Below are 17,728 nucleotides of genomic sequence, written 5' to 3'. Positions count from 1 at the left end.
AAACGCCACCCCAACCCAAAAAGGAGATGGAAGAATGAACCGCTTGAATGGAAAAGTCGCCATCATCACCGGTGCCAGCGCCGGCATCGGCCGCGCAACGGCCAAGCTTTTTGCCGCCGAAGGCGCCAAGCTCGTGGTCGGCGCCCGCCGCCAGGCCGAGCTCGACAGCCTGGTCGAGGAAATCAAGGCCGCCGGCGGAGACGCTGTCGCCGTTGCCGGCGACGTGCGCTCGGAGGATTATCACAAGGCGCTGGTCGCCACCGCTGTCGAGCGTTACGGCAAGCTCGACATCGCCTTCAACAATGCCGGTATCCTCGGCGAGGCCGGCCCAAGCACCGGCGTATCGGAAGCCGGTTTCACCGAGGCGGTAACGATCAACCTGACGGCCTCGTTCCTCGCCGCCAAGCACCAGATCGGCCAGATGGAACAGAATGGCGGCGGCTCGGTGATCTTCACCTCGACCTTCGTCGGCTACAGCTTCGCCTTCCCCGGCGTCGCAGCCTACGCCGCCAGCAAGGCCGGCCTGATAGGCCTGACGCAGGCGCTGGCCGCCGAATACGGCCCGAAGAACGTGCGCGTGAACTCGGTGCTCCCAGGTGCCGTCGACACCGACATGTATCGCGAGATGAACGATACGCCCGACAAGAAGGGCTTCGTCACCAACCTGCATGCGCTGAAGCGCGTGGCAACGCCTGACGAACTGGCCCGCTCGGTGCTCTACCTCGCTTCCGACGATTCCAGCTTCGTGACCGGCACGGCCTCGCTGGTCGATGGCGGCGCCTCGATCACCCGCACCTGACACGCACAGCTCGTCGATCACCTTCGCCTTTCGGAGGGGGTGATCACGAGAGGACAGCAAGGCATTCTGCCGACCGCCCCCAACAACACATCGTGGGCAAGCAGCCCACCCCACAAGGATCTCAATCCATGTCACGCCTTCAGAACAAGACTGCCCTCATCACCGGCGGCACCAGCGGCATCGGCCTGGAAACCGCCCGCCAGTTCATCGCCGAGGGCGCGCGCGTCGCCATCACCGGCAGTAGCGCCAACAGCGTCGCCGCCGCCCGCGCCGAACTCGGCGACAAGGCACTCGTCATCCAGGCCGATGCCGGCAATGTCGCCGGGCAGCAGGTCGTCGCCGAAGCGATCAGACAAGCCTTCGGCCATCTCGACATCCTGTTCGTCAATGCCGGCGTGGCCGAGTTCGGCCCGGTGGAGCAATGGAGCGAGGCCGCCTTCGACAAGTCGATCGCGATCAACGTCAAGGGTCCGTTCTTCCTGATCCAGGCTTTGCTGCCGATCTTTTCCAAGCAGGCCGCGATCGTGCTCAACACCTCGATCAACGCGCATATCGGCATGCCGAACTCCAGCGTCTATTCGCTGACCAAGGGCGCGCTCTTGACGCTCGCCAAGACGCTGTCGGGCGAACTGATCGGCCGCGGCATCCGCGTCAACGCCGTCAGCCCCGGCCCGATCGCCACGCCGCTCTACAGCAAGCTCGGCGCATCGGAAGCGGATTCGAAGGCGATGGCCGACCATATCCAGTCGCAGATCCCGGTCGGCCGCTTCGGCGACGCCGCCGAGGTCGCCAAGACCGTGATCTTCCTCGCCTCCGACGAGGCCGCCTACATCGTCGGCAGCGAACTCGTCATCGACGGCGGGATGAGCAATCTCTGAAAGAGCGCGACGAATATCGATCCGGGGAAGCGCCATGGGCGGTGCTTCCCCGGATCGCCGTCATGCAACGCGGCGCCGGCGGCGGGTTCTCACGTAGATCCAGTCGAGCACCAGCATGACGACGAGCGACAGGCCGACCAGCGGGAAGATGATGCCGCCGATGACGAGGATGGCGATTAGCCCGCGGAACACCCGCTTGTCCGACGGCATGGGCGGGACGCCGAGCGAGCCCGCCGGGCGGCGCTTCCACCACATGACGCCGGCCGATACCGCCAGCAGCACGATGGCGACGCAGGCGGCGAGCAGGACGAGCTGGTTGGCCAGTCCGTACTGCTGTCCCATATGGACGTTGACACTCCACTCCAGCGCCTTGCCGAGCGGTCCGTAATCGGCGTAGCTCATGTCGATCAGCGGCTTTCCGGTAAACTGATCGAGGTGCACGACGCGCTGCTTGGAGAGATCGTCCGGATAGACCGAACCGGTATAGACGCCCATCGCATCCGTCGGAATATTGACGGCATAGCCGCGCTGCAGGCCGAGGCGGTCGAAGGTGGCGACGGCCTCATCGAGACCGATCGGCGCCGCACCCTCGCTATCGCCCGACGACTGCGGGACCTGCGCCTGCTCGAGCGACCAGGTGGTCTTCGCGACGTGTTCCATATGTTCGCCCGACATGGGCACGGCGATACGGACACCGGCCGGGTAGCCGAAGTTGCTGCCGTTCGCCCACTCGTTGACCTTGGCGCCCCACACGCCGGACCACGGCATGCCGGTGACCGCCAGGAAGACGATAAAGCCGCCGACGAAAAGGCCGAGAACCGCGTGGGTATCGCGCCAGAAGACGCGCTTGCGGGGCGTGCCGCGAACGCTGAGAACGCCACCGGTCTGCTTGCGCGGCCACCAGAGATAGATGCCGGTGCCGACGAGCAGGATGGCCCAACCGGCGGTGATCTCGATCATCGCCCGTGCGAAGGAGCCGAAATATTTGAGGCTATGGAGATAGCGGATCGTCCACATGACCGTGCCGCGATCGGGAAGCGAGCCCAGAACCTTGCCGCCATAGGGATCGACATAGACGGCGATATTGCCCTTATCGGCAGTGTTGACGGTGATCTCCGCCGATGCCCCGGGATCGACGGGATCGGTGAACTTGATTGCCGTGCCGGGATAGGCGGCAAGTGCGGCCTCCACCATGGCGGATGGCGGCCGCGTTGCCTGCTCGCTGACCGCGACGCGCTTCAGATCGGCATGGACGACGTTGTCGATCTCGTCCTTGAACAGATAGAGCGCGCCGGTGACGGCCAGCGAGAGCAGGAAGGGCAGGACGAGAAGCCCGGCGTAGAAATGCCAGCGCCAGACGGCGCGGTAGAGATCGGACGGGGAATGCACGGCGGCGCTCGCGCTGTCCCGACCGATGGTGAAATCGGACATGATGTGTCTCCTAACGATCAAGAATGAAGCCGGCACGGATGAGGCGCCGGCAATCGGACGTCAGGAGATCGGCGGTGGCGCCCGGGGCTCGCCGATCAGGCCACGCAGGGTAGGTGTTATGGCGTTGCCGGCGGAAAGGACGACGGGGGCGATACCGATGGCATCGACGTGGAGGATCGCGCTGTCGGCGCCCAGGATGGCCGGCGCCGGGTGAGCCGCGAGCCGGCACAAGGTCGAGCACGGACAATCGGCGGCCTTGCCATGCGACTTTCCATGCGACGCGCCGTCGCTGTTTTCGAGACGATCCACGCCGTCGATGGCGCTTTGGCCCATCATGGTGCAGATCGAGCCCAGGGGATCGACGGCGGATGCCGCCATGGCGCCCTGCGCCTGCCCGGAGATCAGGCCCTGGATCAGCAGAATGCAGGCGACGAGCAGCGTGATGGCGCTTGCCGATACCCTGTCCCGCAGAACTGTCCTGATCATCCCCATATCCGCTGCATGCCACAGCGCGCCGACAATGTCACGCTTGCGCCAGATGCCGCGACATGCGATTATATTCAATCTAATCATATGGTTAGATTGAATCCATCCGATGATGCGACCTTTGGCCACTTCGGTCCTCGGCGTTCTGAAACGACGTGCGCTCAGCTATCCCCTTCCGCCCGTCTCATGTCGTAGGTGGACGCTTGTCGCGGCGCGAGATCAGGCATGGTGGCATTCGTAGCTTCTCGACTATCCGCTTCCTTCCATTTCACGCGGCTCCATCCGTTCCGGAGACCTCCATGCTGTTCGGCATTCTCAGCGGCATCGCCACCTGCGCCTTGTGGGGGCTGACATTTGTCGTGCCGCGCGCCATCGCGCCGTTCACGACGCTCGACCTCACCGTGGCGCGATACGGCCTGTTCGCGCTCACCAGCGTGGCGCTGATGGTGCATCCGCGCTTCCGGCCACGCGGTATCAAGCCCCGGCCGATGATCACGGCGCTGCTGCTCGGCGGCATCGGCTATGTCGGCTACTTCGTCAGCGTCGCCTATGCGGTGCGGTTCGCGGGAGCGGCCATTCCGCCGTTGGTGATCGGAACCATGCCCGTGATCCTGGCGATGATCGCCAATTTCCGCGACCGTTCCGTTTCATGGCGGCTGCTTGCGCTGCCGCTGATGCTGATCGCGGCCGGAATCGCCTGGGTGAACGTCTCCGTTTTCGCATCGACGCCGACGGGCGACCGGGCGATGATCGTCTACGGTATCGCATCGGCGGCGATCGGCCTCGTCCTCTGGGTCGTCTACGGGCTGGCCAGTACCGCCACGATGCAATCGCCCGATGCGCCCGACATCCTGCAATGGACGGGACTGCAGGGCATTGGCGCCGGGCTCGGCAGCCTCGTGCTCATCCCGTTGACATCGCTGAACACGCCCATCGTCTATACCGACATCGACCTGATGCGGTTTGTGCTGTGGTCGCTGATCATGGGGCTTGCCGGCGCGTGGCTCGCCACGCTTTTATGGATGATCGCCTCGAAGCGCTTGCCGCTGGCGCTCGCCGCGCAGCTGATCGTCGCCGAAACCGTGTTCGGCCTGATCTTCGGCTTCGTCTTCGAACAGCGGCTTCCGACGCTTGCCGAAGCAGGCGGCTCCTTGCTGCAGCTTGCGGGTGTCGGCATGGCGATCGCGGTCTTCAGCCATGTCAGGCAACAGCAGCACGCGTAAGCGGCGGCACGACGTGGCGGCGCGAGCCGATTGCTTATTATCCGCCAAAGGCTTAGGGTCTTCCCAATCAATTCCAGGTTGGACGGAAGACATGGTTCTCGGCGGCAAACGCATCCTCCTCATCATCTCCGGCGGCATCGCGGCTTATAAAAGCCTCGATCTGATCCGACGCCTTCGCGAGCGCGGCGCCTCGGTCCGGCCGGTGATGACATCGGGCGCGCAGCAGTTCGTGACACCGCTTGCCGTCGGGGCGCTCGCCGCCGACCACGTATTCACCGATCTGTTTTCACGGCAGGACGAGCAGGATGTCGGCCATATCCGGCTGGCACGCGAGTGCGACGTCGTGGTGGTGGCGCCGGCGACCGCCGATCTGATGGCGAAGATGGCGAACGGGCTGGCCGACGATCTCGCCTCGACGGTGCTGCTTGCCACCGACCGGCCGGTGCTCTTGGCGCCGGCGATGAACCCGCATATGTGGAGCAACGCCGCGACCAGGCGGAACGTCGCGACACTCAATAGTGACGGCATTCATTTCATCGGGCCGATGTCCGGCGAGATGGCGGAAAGCCGCGAAGCCGGCATGGGCCGCATGGCCGAACCTCTGGATATCGTCGCCGCGGCGGAGCGATTACTCGATACCAGCCCGAAGCCGCTTGCCGGACGCAAGGCGATCGTCACATCGGGGCCGACGCATGAGCCGATCGATCCGGTGCGCTATATCGCCAACCGCTCGTCCGGCCGGCAGGGCCACGCGATCGCGTCGGCGCTTGCAAGGCTTGGAGCGGAGGTGACGCTGGTTTCCGGGCCGGTGACGATCGCCGACCCCGCTGGTGTGAAGACCATTCACGTCGAGCGGGCCGAGGATATGCGCGATGCGGTGCTGACCGCGCTGCCCGCCGATATCGCGGTAATGGTCGCGGCGGTGGCGGACTGGCGGGTGGCATCCGCGTCCGACCAGAAGATCAAGAAGAATCCGGGCGAATCCATTCCGACGCTGGCGCTCACCGAAAACCCCGACATCCTGAAGACGATCGGGCATCACACGCTGCGTCCGAAGCTGGTGATCGGCTTCGCCGCCGAGACGCAGGATATCGACAGCAATGCGAAAAACAAGCTCGAGCGCAAGGGCGCCGACATGATCGTCGCCAACGACGTGTCGCCCGCGACCGGCATCATGGGCGGCGTGCGCAACCGCGTCAGGATCGTCACCCACGACGGCATCGATCAATGGCCAGACATGGCCAAGGAGGATGTCGCGACCAAGCTTGCGGAGCTGATCGCCGAACGGCTCAGGCGGGGATAGCGACGGGCGCTGATTTGGCCGGCGCCACGAGCGGCTGGAACGGCGCGACGTCGAGGCCGCTATCGGTCAGCGTAACCGCGCTGCCATCGGGAATTTCCGCCCAGGCATCGACATCGTCGTTGAGCGGCTCGGAGACGAGGCAATAGCCGTTGCCGACTGGAGACGCATAGAGTGTCGGCGCCTTGCGATCGGTCGCGTAGCGGATGGCATAGAGCGCATTGCCATCGGAAAAGGCGGCGGTGTAGCGCACCAGCGTGGAGCCGAGAATGTTCTCCGACAGACTTTCGACGAAGCGGATCATTTCCGACATCGCCGCGATCGGCGTCTGGCGCAGGCCGAACTGAAGCGCCAACAGGAACATCAGTTCGGAATCGGTGGTGCCGCCACGCGCGTTGAAGAGATCATCATCAAGCATCGCCTCCATCGACCGGCGAAGGCGCTCGAAGCCCGCTATCTGGCCGTTGTGCATGAAGGACCAGTTGGAAAAGACGAAGGGATGACAATTGTCCCGCCGCGTGCCGCCGCCGGTCGCGGCCCGGACATGGGCGAGAAACAACGGCGAGCGGATCTGCCGCGCCAGGCTTTTCAGGTTGCAATCGGACCAGGCAGGAAGCGTGTCGCGATAGCGGCCGGGCTCGGGGTGATCGCCGTACCATGCGATGCCGAAGCCATCGCCGTTCGTCGCCGTCTTGGCGCGGGTGGCGCAGTGGGATTGCTCGATGAGGGAATGCGCGGGCGACGAGACAAGCTCCTCCAGATAGAGGGGTTCTCCGCGATAGGCTGCCCAGCGACACATGCTATTCACTCCGCAACCCGCCGGGATCGTGGCGGGACAATGCTGAAACGCATCGACGATTGTCGAATCCGATGGTTAATAAGAACTAAACAAGGATGTGCCTTGCAACCCGAACATGACGTTTTTCCGACATTGACGGCGATCAACTTCCGCCATGCAGCATTTTGTTTTGTGAATGGGGTTGTGGCCGGCGGCCGGCGAACCGTGTGCGTACTGCCAGCATTGCGCGCGGTGTCTTGATGAAAATGAGGGAATGGCTTATATTCAAGGAGTGGAAGGCAGGTTGGCGCCTGCCTTCCACTTGCTTAGGCTTTGACATTGACCCGGACCTCTAGCAGCCAGCTGGTCCGGGTTTTTCTTACCCTAAACGTGATGCTAAGTGGAAACCACATAGCTCACCTCCTTGTGAGAGGGCGAGGCCGATCGCCGCGGTCGAGGTTGCCCATCTTCCCCGATCCCGCCGGCTGGCGCGGCGGACGCTGCTTTGCCACTCACGGCGCAAGCAATATCATCCCTTGGTTGCAATTTCCATTACCACCAAATTAGGCCTTGCATCCCGCTGAAATGCTCTTACCTTTCTTCTATCGGAAACAGAACGAAAGGAAGGTGATCCAATGTCTAATGAGATTTCGGACCTCGTAACGGGCTTGGAAGTGGTGACGAAGGCGAGGCAGCCCTCGCTCTGAAACCCGCCTTCCTGGGATCGCCATAGCGGTCCGGCCGGTTTACAGGCCAAAACTCATGGAAAGGGTCGCTAGCGCGGCCCTTTTTCCATTTTGGAGTCTCGCATGCCAGCCCGAGATTGACGACGATGCTCGCGGAGCATATTCATAAAGTCATCAGATGACTTTATGAGGCGTCCGTGCAACCACTTTCGAAAATCAATCTCGCGGAGACCGCTACGGAAGCGATCCGCGCCGAGATTCTCGCCAAGCGCTGGGCCGTCGGCGACAAGCTGCCCAACGAAGCGGCCCTTTCCGCGATGCTCTCCGTCAGTCGCGGCACGGTCCGCGAGGCGGTGCGGGTGCTCGTCTCTCAAGGCTTGCTCGAGACACGGCAGGGGTCGGGAACCTATGTGCTGTCGACCACAGATACCGCATTGCCGCTGACCATGGCGCGGCGCGCCGGACTGCGCGATCTCTTCGAGGCACGATGCGCGCTCGACGTCGAGGCAGCCAGACTGGCGGCGCTGCGCCACACGCCACGGACGATCGCCACGCTGCGCGCGCTGCTCGCCAGCCGCGGCAATTTCGAAGGCGGCGACAAGACAGCCTTCATCGAGCGCGATCTCGCCTTCCACAAGGCGGTGATCGCCGCGTCCGAAAATCGCGCCATGATCGAGATCTACGACTTCTTTTCCGCCTCGATCGCCGAGACCATCGAGGCGACGCTGGGCGCGGATATTCCCGAGCCCGACATGCAGGCGCACGCCGCCATCATCGACGCGATCGCCACCGGCGATGCCGAAAAGGCGGATGCGGCGGTGCGCGGCTTCATGGCTCCCGTAATCACAGCCCTCGACCGGATGATCCTTTCATGACCTCGCCTTCGCAAGACGCCGCCCATCTTTACGATCACGCCGATGAACAGCTGATCGATGCGGAAGCCGACAGCGTGCCGCAGCCGCAGCCGCCGATGGGAACGAGCGCGACGGGGCGGATCGTGCTCGGCGTCAGCCTCGTGCTGATCGCCTTCAATCTGCGGCCGCTGTTTTCAAGCGCCTCGGCGCTGCTGCCGGAAATCCGCAGCGAGCTCGGCCTGTCGGCACTGGGCACCAGCCTGCTAACGACACTGCCTGTCGTTTGCCTCGGCGCCTTTTCGCCGCTGGCGCCGAAGCTCGCGCAACGCTTCGGCGCCGAGCGGACGCTGCTCGGCGTGCTGTTGCTGCTGGCGCTCGGAACGGCGCTGCGCGGGTTTTCCTCCATCCCGCTTCTGTTCATCGGTTCGGCGCTCGCCGGCGCCTGCATCGCCGTCGGCAATGTTCTGCTGCCCGGTCTGGTGAAGCGGGATTTCGCCGACCGCGCGGCGCTGATGACGGGTTTCTACACGATGGCGCTGTGCGCGGGCGCGGCCGGCGCGGCGGGCTTGACGCTGCCGCTGGAGCGCGCCTTCGGCGGCTCGATGGCGGCGGCACTTGCGATCTGGGCCCTGCCCGCCCTCGTCGTCGGCCTGATCTGGCTGCCGCAGGTGCTGTCGACGAAAACGCAGGTCAAGCGCAGCGGCTTTTCGGTCGAGGGGCTGTGGCGGGACAGGCTTGCGTGGCAGGTGACACTGTTCATGGGGCTGCAGTCGGCGCTGGCCTACTGCGTCTTCGGCTGGCTGGTGCCGATCCTGCGCGAGCGCGGCATGGATGGCGTCACCGCCGGCGCGATCGTTTCCGTGTCGGTCATGGTGCAGGCGGCGTCCTGCCTTGTCGCGCCGCAGATCGCGGTGCGCGGCAAGGATCAGCGCGTGATCAACGCGACGCTCTGCGTCGTCGCCGTGGTGGCGCTGCTCGGGCTCCTCTTCGCGCCGCTTTCGACGGTCTGGTTCTGGGCCGTGCTTCAGGGGATCGGCCAGGGCGGGTTGATCGCGGCGGCGATGACCACCATCGTTCTGCGCTCGCGCGACCCGCACGTAGCGGCGCATCTTTCCGGCATGGCGCAATGCGTCGGCTATCTGCTTGCCGCCATCGGCCCGCTCGTCGTTGGCCTCATCCGCGGCTGGACCGGGAGTTTCGCCTGGACCGCGGTGCTGTTCGTGGCGCTCGGCACGGGGGCCGCCATCAACGGCTGGAACGCCGGGCGCGCGCAGCATGTGAACGCGCGGACGGTCAAGAAGACCGCCGATTGAGGCCTTCACCATCTGTTGATGCCATCTCCGGCGCAGCCAATGCTAGGCTCCGCGCCAAAATGGCATCCGCGGAGGAATAGTCGTGCGCTTTCGATCCCTTGTCCTGGCCACCGTTCTAGCCTCCGGACTCATCGCCGCAGTCACCCCATCCCTGACCTACGCGCAAGGCCCCGCGCCGTCGTCCGGCGGATCGCGCGACGGGGTCCTGAAGCTGCTGCCGTCCGATTCGATCACCCAGCAGGAGATCACCATCGACGGCCGCAAGCTCGCCTATACCGCGACCGCCGGAACGCTCGACATGTTCGGGCAGGACGGCGCGCAGACGGCGGCGATCTTCTATACCGCCTACGTCAAGAAGGATGGCGAACCCAACCGGCCGCTGACCTTCGTCTTCAACGGTGGTCCGGGCGCAGCCTCGGCCTTCCTGCATCTCGGTCTCGTCGGACCACGGATCGTCGACTTCGGACCGAAGGGGGACGATGGCGCGAAAGCCCGGCTGGTCGACAACCCGAACAGCTGGCTCGACTTCACCGACCTCGTGCTGATCGACCCTGTTGGTACCGGCTGGAGCCGGACGGTGAAGCCCGATGACGCGGCCAAATACTACAATGTGAATGCCGACGCCGAGAGCGTGGCCAAGGCGATCGCACTCTACGTCACCCACAATAACCGGGCGGCCTCGCCGAAGTATCTGCTGGGCGAGAGCTATGGCGGCTTCCGGGCGGCCAAGGTGGCAAGCGCGCTCAAGGACACGCAGGGCATCATCGTCTCGGGTGCGCTCATGCTGTCGCCGCTCATCGAGGGGCAGCTGATGTTCGGCGCGGACGAGTTCGCGCTCGGCGCGGCGCTGGAGTTGCCGTCGCTGGCGGCGGCCGAAATGGATCGGCGAAAGGCCTTCGACGAGACGAAACAGCGCGAGGCAGAACGGTTCGCGCTCGGCGAATATCTGACGACGCTGGCGGGGCCGGCGCCAACGGGTGACGCGGCAAAGGCGTTCTATTCCAAGCTGTCGGCGATGACCGGCATTCCCGAGGATGTCGTGGAAAAGAACCGCGGCTTTCTCGGCAATGCCTTCGCCAAGCAGGTCGGCAAGAGCGACGGGCTGGTGGCCAGCCCCTATGACGCGGCCTTCATGACGCCCGATGCGTTTCCGGAGACATCCGACGCGCGTGGCGACGACGCCATTCTCGACGGCTTCACCCGAGCCTATGGCGGCGCGTTTGCCGACTACGCCCGCAACGAACTCGGCTTCAAGACCGAGATGACCTACTCGTTGCTCGACAGCGACGTGAACCGCCAGTGGGAATGGGGAGGCCGTCGTGGCGGGGGCTCGCGCCTGCAGGCAAGCGTCACCGACGATATCAGGCAATTCTTGGCCGCCGTTCCGAGCTTCCGTCTGCTGATCGCGCACGGCTACAGCGATCTCGTCACGCCCTATGGCGTCAGCCGCTATGTCGTCGATCATCTGCCGGCATCGCTTGCCGAAAACAGGGTCGGCCTGAAGGTCTATCAGGGCGGGCACATGTTCTATACACGCAGTGATCAGGCCGCTTTGTTCACGCGCGACGCCAAGGCCTTCTATGCGGCCAGTGTCCCTTCCATGCCGGGCGATTGAGCTTCGCGAACGCCCCGGCGAGCCCGTGCCAGGTGGGCTCATGACTCTTTAGGGTTGTCATCGGGGTTTCCTGCCACATCTAGACCGCATGTCCTATCAAGCGCAGCCATCCAGAATCTTGAAGCCGCAGCAGGTTTCCGGGACCTCGTTTCTGTTCAATCTGCTCCGGTCCTCGGCCGCCGACTGGGCGCTGTTTCTCGATATCGACGGCACCTTGCTCGATCTCGCCGACACGCCCGATGGCATTGTCGTGCCCCCCGCCCTGCCGCAGCAGCTCGACCAGCTGTCGCGCAAGCTCGATGGCGCCGTCGCGCTGGTGACCGGCCGGGCGCTGCCCTACGCCGACGCGCTGTTTGCCCCCTACAGCTTTCCGATCGCCGGCCTGCACGGGGCGGAACTGCGCCGCGCGGATGGCCGGATCGACCGGGCCGAGCCGACGGCGCAATTCGAGACACTCAAGGCGGAGCTGCGCAAGGCGACGTCCAGCTTCGACGGCGTGCTGATCGAGGACAAGGGGGCCGCTGTCGCGGCCCACTACCGGCTGGCGCCGCGGCGGCAGGCCGAACTCGAGCCGTTGATGGAGGAATTCCTCGCCAAGGCCGGCGAAAACTGGACGCTGCAGCGAGGCAAGATGGTGCTCGAAATTCGTCCCGCCAGCGCCGACAAGGGCCACGCCGTCGAGACCTTCCTCTCCGAAGCACCGTTTGCCGGTCGCCGTCCGATCGCCATCGGCGACGACATCACCGACGAGGCGATGTTCCACGTCGCCAACCGGCTGGGCGGCCATTCGATCCGCGTCGGCGCGCCGCTATCAGGTACGGCGGCTCAACTGACGCTGCCGACCGCGGTCGCTCTCAGGGAACTCATCGCGCATCTGGCCGTTTGACGATCGCGCCTTACCGATTGCCATTTTTGCGTACTGCCGTTTTTGAAAGGAATATTGCGTGAGCCGTCTTGTCATCGTTTCCAACCGTGTCCCCGTTCCCGAAAAGGGCGGCGCGGCAGCGGCGGCCGGCGGTCTTGCCGTGGCCCTGCAGGCCGCGCTGCAGGAGCGCGGCGGCATCTGGATGGGTTGGTCGGGCAAATCGAGCGGCGACACGGAACCGGGTCCTTTGCATATCAGCGAGGACGGCCGCATCACCTATGCGCTGACCGACCTCACCGAAAAGGACGTCGAGGAATATTACTTCGGCTTCGCCAACCGCGTGCTCTGGCCGATCTGCCACTACCGGCTGGATCTGGCGGAATACGGGCGCAAGGAGATGACGGGCTACTTCCGCGTCAACCGCTTCTTCGCGCACCGCCTGGCGCCGATGCTGGAACCCGACGACACGATCTGGATTCACGACTACCACCTGATCCCGCTTGCCGCCGAGCTGCGGCAGATGGGCGTGAAGAACCGGATCGGCTTCTTCCACCATATTCCCTGGCCGCCGGCGGACGTGCTCTTCACCATGCCTGTGCATGAGGAGATCATGCGCGGGCTTGCCGCCTACGATCTCGTCGGCTTCCAGACCGACCACGACCTTGAGAATTTCGCCGGCTGCCTGCGCCGCGAGGAGATGGGCGACGCGCTCGGCGATGGCCGCTTCAACTCCGGCGACAAGATCTTCAAGGGCGGCGCCTATGGCATCGGGATCGAGACCGAAGCCTTCGCCAACTTCGCCCGCAAGGCCGTCAGCCACGCCATGGTGCACAAGGCGCGCCAGAGCATCGAGGGCCGCGACCTGATCATCGGCGTCGACCGGCTCGATTACTCAAAGGGGCTGACGCAGCGCATCGACGCCTTCGAGCGCTTCGTCTTGAACAACCCCGCCCACCAGCGCAACGTAACCTACCTGCAGGTGACGCCGAAATCGCGCTCGGAGGTGCCCGAATACGAGCAGATGCAGCGCACGGTCGCCGAACAGGCGGGGCGCGTGAACGGTGCGCTCGGCACCGTGGACTGGGTGCCGATCCGCTACATCAACCGCTCGCTCAGCCGGCCGATCCTGGCCGGGCTGTACCGGCTCGCCAAGGTGGGCCTCGTCACGCCGCTTCGCGACGGGATGAACCTCGTCGCCAAGGAATATGTGGCGGCGCAGGACCCCGACGATCCCGGCGTGCTGGTTCTATCGCGCTTCGCCGGCGCCGCGCGCGAGCTCAAAGGGGCGCTGCTGGTCAATCCCTACGACATCGAGGGAACCGCCAATACGCTGGCGCGGGCGCTCAACATGTCGCTCGAGGAGCGCAAGGAGCGGTGGCAGCGGATGATGGATTATCTCACCGTCCACGACGTCTCGCGCTGGTGCGACGATTTCCTGCAGGATCTGGCGGCCTGAAGACAGCGATGTCAGAGACCGGCTTCGGCCAGCATCCAGGCGCCGAGCTCGTCGCTCCCGGGCGAGCGGCTTTTCGGCCGCAGCAGGAAATAGCCGCGATCCGGCGCCTCCAGTGTCGGCCCGGCGAGCGAGAGGATGCCGGTCGACAGCAGCGTGTCGACCAGGCCCATCCAGCCGAGCGCCAAACCCTGTTCGCCAAGGGCAGCCTGCACCACCAGCGAATAGGTGTTGAAGCTGAGATCGCCCTGCCCGGCAAAGGCCTCGCGCCCGACACCGAGTTCGGCGAAATAGCTGCGCCAGTCGAACCAGGGCGATGGCGCCGCCGTGTCGAGGTGGATGAGGCGGTTGCGGGCGAGATCGGCGGGCGTCTCAAAGGGGCCGTTGCGCTCGATGAAGCCGGGGCTGCAGACGGGCGCCACCTTTTCCGGCAGCAGCAGTTTCGCATCGCGGCCGAATTCGGCGCGGGTGCCGAAGACGACGGAGACGTCGCCCTCGCCGGAACGATGACGCTCCATGCGCTGCGTGGCGATGATCTGGATATCCGTATCCGGATGAACGAGACGAAAGGCGTGCATGCGCGGAATGAGCCAGAGCGCGGAAAAGGCGTAGTCCGTATGCAGGCGGATCGAGGGGCGCTCCTTCTCGCTGCGCAGCCTGCGCGTCAGCTGGTCGATCTCATCGACGCTTCTTGCGACCAGATCGAAAAGACGCTGTCCCTCGGGCGTGAGCTCGACACCGCGGTGCTGGCGCCTGAGCAGCGTGACGCCGATCTGCTCTTCCAGCCGGCGGATCTGGTAGCTGACGGCCGGCTGCGTCAGGCCGAGCGCGCCGGCTGCGGCCGACAGGCTGCCGGCACCGCCGATCTCCGCGAAAATGCGCATCCATCCCAGATCGATCGGCCGCTCTGCCATAAAAAATCCTGTTGGGAACCATTGAAAAAAGCTGCCTTCACAGGGACGATGCTAGTGTTGTTCAATAAAACTATCAAATGACAAAAAAGGGGAAATGAGATGACAGCAATATCCTTTATCCGCCGTCTTGCCACCGGCGTCGTGCTTTCCGCTCTTGCCGTCGGCTCGGCCGCCGCCGCCGACGACGCATCGTGCAAGGTCATCCGCATGTCCGATCCTGGCTGGACCGACATCACCGCCACCAATGGCGTCACATCGGTCATCCTGACGGCGCTAGGCTACGAGCCCGACGTCAAGACGCTCTCGGTTCCGATCGGCTACCAGTCGATGAAGAACGGCGAGATCGACGTCTTCCTCGGCAACTGGATGCCGGCGCAGAAAGCCTTCATCGACGACCTCAACGCCGCCAAGGCGATCGAAGTGATGAACAAGAACCTCGAGGGCGCGAAGTTCACGCTCGCCGTGCCGAGCTACCTGGCCGACAAGGGCGTCAAGGATTTCGCCGACCTGCAGAAGTTCGGCGACGACTTCGGCAAGCAGATCTACGGCATCGAGCCGGGCGCGCCCGCCAACGGCAATATCCAGAAGATGATCGACGCCAACGATTTCGGTCTCAAGGATTGGAAGCTGGTGGAATCGGGCGAGCAGGCGATGCTGGCGCAGGTCGAGCGCGCTTCCAAGGACAAGGGCGCCGTGGTGTTCCTTGCCTGGGCGCCGCATCCGATGAACGAGAAGTTCCAGATCACCTATCTCTCCGGCGGTGACGCCTATTTCGGCCCGAATTTCGGCGGCGCCGAGGTGTATACGCTGGCGCGCACCGGCTGGTCGGCGAAATGCCCGAACGCGGCGACGCTGATGAAGAACCTGAAGTTCGACATCAGCATGGAAAACTCGCTGATGGGCTCGATCCTCGGCGGCGAGGACCCGAAGGCGGCGGCAAGCGCCTGGCTGAAGGCCAATCCGACCGCCGTCGACCCGTGGCTGTCCGGCGTCACGACGCTTGACGGCAAGCCCGCCGCGGACGCAGTCAAGACCTCCCTCGGCCTCTGATACTTCAAGGACCTATACCCAGCATGTCGCGCCCGAATTTTCTCATCCTGATGGTCGACCAGTATAACGGGACGCTGTTTCCCGACGGGCCGGCCGAGTTTCTTCACGCGCCGCATCTCAAAGCCCTGGCGAAGCGCTCCGTGCGCTTCGCCAACACCTATACGGCAAGTCCGCTCTGCGCGCCGGCACGCGCCTCCTTCATGTCCGGCCAGCTGCCGAGCCGCACCCGCGTCTACGACAACGCCGCCGAATTCGCTTCCGATATCCCGACCTTCGCGCATCATCTGCGCGCGGCGGGATATCACACAGCACTTTCGGGCAAGATGCACTTCGTCGGACCCGACCAGCTGCACGGCTTCGAGGAGCGGCTGACGACCGATATCTATCCCGCCGATTTCGGCTGGACGCCCGATTATACCAAGCCCGGCGAGCGCATCGACTGGTGGTACCACAATCTCGGCTCGGTGACGGGCGCGGGCGTGGCCGAAATCACCAACCAGATGGAATATGACGACGAGGTCGCCTACAACGCGACCCGCAAGCTCTACGATCTCTCGCGCCGGCAGGACGACCGTCCCTGGTGCCTGACGGTGAGCTTCACGCATCCGCACGATCCCTATGTGGCGCGGCGCAAGTTCTGGGATCTCTACGAGGACTGCCCTCACCTCGACCCTGAAGTCGGCACGATCCCGTTCGAGGAGCAGGACCAGCATTCGCAGCGGCTTCTGAAAGCCTGCGACCATGACGCCTTCGAGATCACCCGCGAGCAGGTGCGCAACGCACGGCGCGGCTATTTCGCCAACATCTCCTATATCGACGAGAAGGTCGGCGAGCTGCTCGACGTTCTCGAGCGCGGGCGGATGGCCGAGGATACCGTCATCCTCTTCGTCTCCGACCACGGCGACATGCTGGGCGAGCGCGGTCTCTGGTTCAAGATGTGCTTCTTCGACGGTTCGGCGCGCGTGCCGCTGGCGATTGCCGCACCCGGCTGGGAGCCGAAGCTCGTCAGCCAACCGGTCTCGACGCTCGACGTGACGCCGACGCTGGCGGCGCTTGCCGGCATCGACATCACCAAGCTCAAGCCCTGGACCGACGGCGAGGATCTGACGCCGCTTGCCAAGGGAACGGGTACGCGCGGGCCGGTGCCGATGGAATACGCGGCCGAAGGCTCGATCGCGCCGCTGGTCGGCCTTCGCGACGGCAAGTTCAAGCTGACGCTCTGCGACGCGGACGCGCCGATGCTCTTCGACCTCGACGCCGACCCCAGGGAATTGAAGAACCTCGCGAATGATCCCGCCTATGCCGAGACGCTGGCGCATCTGACCGCGCAGGCGGAGAAGCGCTGGAACCTTGCAAGCTTCGACGCCGCCGTGCGCGAAAGCCAGGCGCGGCGATGGGTGGTCTACGAGGCGCTGCGCAACGGCGCCTACTATCCGTGGGACTACCAGCCGCTGCAGCGCGCCTCGGAACGCTACATGCGCAACCATATGGACCTGAACGTGCTGGAAGAAAACCAGCGCTATCCGCGCGGCGAGTGAGATTGCCGTTTTGGTGGCGAATCGCTAGATTCCGCCATCGAAACAGGGAGAACTCTCATGAAAATCAGCGCCCGCAACCGCCTGAAGGGCAAGGTCGTCGAGATCACGCTCGGCGCCACCACGGCGCATGTGCGCATCGATATCGGCGGCGGCTCGATCGTGACGTCGTCGATCACCAACGAGGCGGTGAAGGAACTCGGGCTGACCGTCGGCTCCGACGCCTATGCCGTGGTCAAGGCGTCGGATGTGATGGTTGCGGTGGATTGATTGTGTGATGGGGTGAGGTTGTGCCGTGTGGCCCCCTCATCGCCTCGCTACGCTCCGGCACTTCTCCCCGCTGGGGAGAAGGGACTTGTGGCGGCGTTTTGCCCGAAATTCAGGCCTAAAACCTAAAGCGACGACGGCGATAGGGGCGAGCGGCCAGCAACGAGTCTCTTCCCCCAGCGGGGGGAAGGTGCCGGCAGGCGGATGAGCATCTGTGTTGAAGGTCAAGGTGGATTTGGCGTCCAGCATCGATTTTCAGCGAGAAGCGTGTTGGCGAGGAC

At 64.5% G+C, this 17,728-nt stretch carries 16 protein-coding genes; 12 read left to right on the top strand and 4 right to left on the bottom strand.

Annotation, left to right across the window (positions count from 1 at the left end; all coding sequences use genetic code 11):
• Positions 1-34: 34 nt before the first annotated feature.
• Positions 35-799, top strand: coding sequence for an SDR family oxidoreductase (locus GGQ67_RS22750; protein ID WP_183902410.1), 765 nt, complete (start codon positions 35-37; stop codon positions 797-799).
• Positions 800-927: 128 nt separating this feature from the next.
• Positions 928-1,677: an SDR family oxidoreductase gene (locus GGQ67_RS22745; RefSeq protein WP_183902409.1), complete on the top strand. Its 750-nt coding sequence runs from the start codon at positions 928-930 to the stop codon at positions 1,675-1,677.
• A gap of 60 nt (positions 1,678-1,737) precedes the next feature.
• Here the strand turns inward: GGQ67_RS22745 and GGQ67_RS22740 are convergent, their stop codons facing one another.
• Positions 1,738-3,108 carry a PepSY-associated TM helix domain-containing protein gene (locus GGQ67_RS22740; RefSeq protein WP_183902408.1) on the bottom strand — a complete coding sequence of 457 codons (1,371 nt, stop codon included), beginning with the start codon at positions 3,106-3,108 and terminating at the stop codon, positions 1,738-1,740.
• Between the two features lie 60 nt (positions 3,109-3,168).
• Positions 3,169-3,594 (bottom strand): DUF2946 family protein, encoded by a 426-nt coding sequence (locus GGQ67_RS22735; RefSeq protein ID WP_246400281.1) that lies wholly within the window; start codon positions 3,592-3,594, stop codon positions 3,169-3,171.
• A 299-nt stretch (positions 3,595-3,893) separates the two neighbouring features.
• On the opposite strand from GGQ67_RS22735, the gene GGQ67_RS22730 reads away from it, so the two are divergent.
• Entirely contained in the window at positions 3,894-4,817 is a 924-nt protein-coding gene (locus tag GGQ67_RS22730) for a DMT family transporter (RefSeq protein WP_183902407.1), read from the top strand.
• A gap of 91 nt (positions 4,818-4,908) precedes the next feature.
• On the top strand, positions 4,909-6,120 hold the full coding sequence (gene coaBC / locus GGQ67_RS22725) for a bifunctional phosphopantothenoylcysteine decarboxylase/phosphopantothenate--cysteine ligase CoaBC (RefSeq protein ID WP_183902406.1): 1,212 nt from the start codon (positions 4,909-4,911) through the stop codon (positions 6,118-6,120).
• Here the strand turns inward: coaBC and GGQ67_RS22720 are convergent.
• Entirely contained in the window at positions 6,107-6,916 is an 810-nt protein-coding gene (locus GGQ67_RS22720) for a class II glutamine amidotransferase (RefSeq protein WP_183902405.1), read from the bottom strand. The two genes, coaBC and GGQ67_RS22720, sit on opposite strands and share 14 nt — an antisense overlap.
• An 862-nt stretch (positions 6,917-7,778) precedes the next feature.
• Between GGQ67_RS22720 and GGQ67_RS22715 the strand changes: the two genes are divergently transcribed.
• From GGQ67_RS22715 to otsA, 5 genes are all read left to right on the top strand, one after another.
• Positions 7,779-8,456, top strand: a complete 678-nt coding sequence (locus GGQ67_RS22715) for an FCD domain-containing protein (protein ID WP_183902404.1) — start codon at positions 7,779-7,781, stop codon at positions 8,454-8,456.
• Positions 8,453-9,748 (top strand): CynX/NimT family MFS transporter, encoded by a 1,296-nt coding sequence (locus GGQ67_RS22710; protein WP_183902403.1) that lies wholly within the window; start codon positions 8,453-8,455, stop codon positions 9,746-9,748. The genes GGQ67_RS22715 and GGQ67_RS22710 overlap by 4 nt, the downstream gene beginning before the upstream one ends.
• 82 nt (positions 9,749-9,830) lie before the next feature.
• Positions 9,831-11,363: a S10 family serine carboxypeptidase-like protein gene (locus GGQ67_RS22705; RefSeq protein ID WP_183902402.1), complete on the top strand. Its 1,533-nt coding sequence runs from the start codon at positions 9,831-9,833 to the stop codon at positions 11,361-11,363.
• A gap of 88 nt (positions 11,364-11,451) precedes the next feature.
• Positions 11,452-12,249 carry a trehalose-phosphatase gene (gene otsB, locus GGQ67_RS22700; RefSeq protein ID WP_183902401.1) on the top strand — a complete coding sequence of 266 codons (798 nt, stop codon included), beginning with the start codon at positions 11,452-11,454 and terminating at the stop codon, positions 12,247-12,249.
• A gap of 58 nt (positions 12,250-12,307) precedes the next feature.
• Positions 12,308-13,684 (top strand): alpha,alpha-trehalose-phosphate synthase (UDP-forming), encoded by a 1,377-nt coding sequence (gene otsA / locus GGQ67_RS22695; protein ID WP_183902400.1) that lies wholly within the window; start codon positions 12,308-12,310, stop codon positions 13,682-13,684.
• 11 nt (positions 13,685-13,695) lie between these two features.
• Here otsA and GGQ67_RS22690 read toward each other — a convergent pair whose 3' ends face one another.
• Positions 13,696-14,595, bottom strand: coding sequence for a choline sulfate utilization transcriptional regulator (locus tag GGQ67_RS22690; RefSeq protein WP_183902399.1), 900 nt, complete (start codon positions 14,593-14,595; stop codon positions 13,696-13,698).
• Positions 14,596-14,694: 99 nt separating this feature from the next.
• Here GGQ67_RS22690 and GGQ67_RS22685 point away from each other — a divergent pair, with 99 nt between their 5' ends.
• From GGQ67_RS22685 to GGQ67_RS22675, 3 genes are read left to right on the top strand one after another with little or no spacing between them, the layout of a single operon-like run.
• A complete protein-coding gene (locus tag GGQ67_RS22685) occupies positions 14,695-15,645 on the top strand; it encodes a choline ABC transporter substrate-binding protein (protein ID WP_183902398.1) in 951 nt (316 codons plus the stop codon).
• A gap of 23 nt (positions 15,646-15,668) precedes the next feature.
• A complete protein-coding gene (betC, locus tag GGQ67_RS22680) occupies positions 15,669-17,183 on the top strand; it encodes a choline-sulfatase (RefSeq protein ID WP_183902397.1) in 1,515 nt (504 codons plus the stop codon).
• Between the two features lie 57 nt (positions 17,184-17,240).
• Positions 17,241-17,450, top strand: coding sequence for a TOBE domain-containing protein (locus tag GGQ67_RS22675; protein ID WP_018898137.1), 210 nt, complete (start codon positions 17,241-17,243; stop codon positions 17,448-17,450).
• The last annotated feature ends 278 nt before the right edge of the window (positions 17,451-17,728 follow it).

Origin of the sequence: Rhizobium metallidurans, from assembly GCF_014196505.1 — a bacterium.
Taxonomy (GTDB): domain Bacteria; phylum Pseudomonadota; class Alphaproteobacteria; order Rhizobiales; family Rhizobiaceae; genus Rhizobium; species Rhizobium metallidurans.
This window is presented reverse-complemented; position numbering and strand designations above follow the sequence as displayed.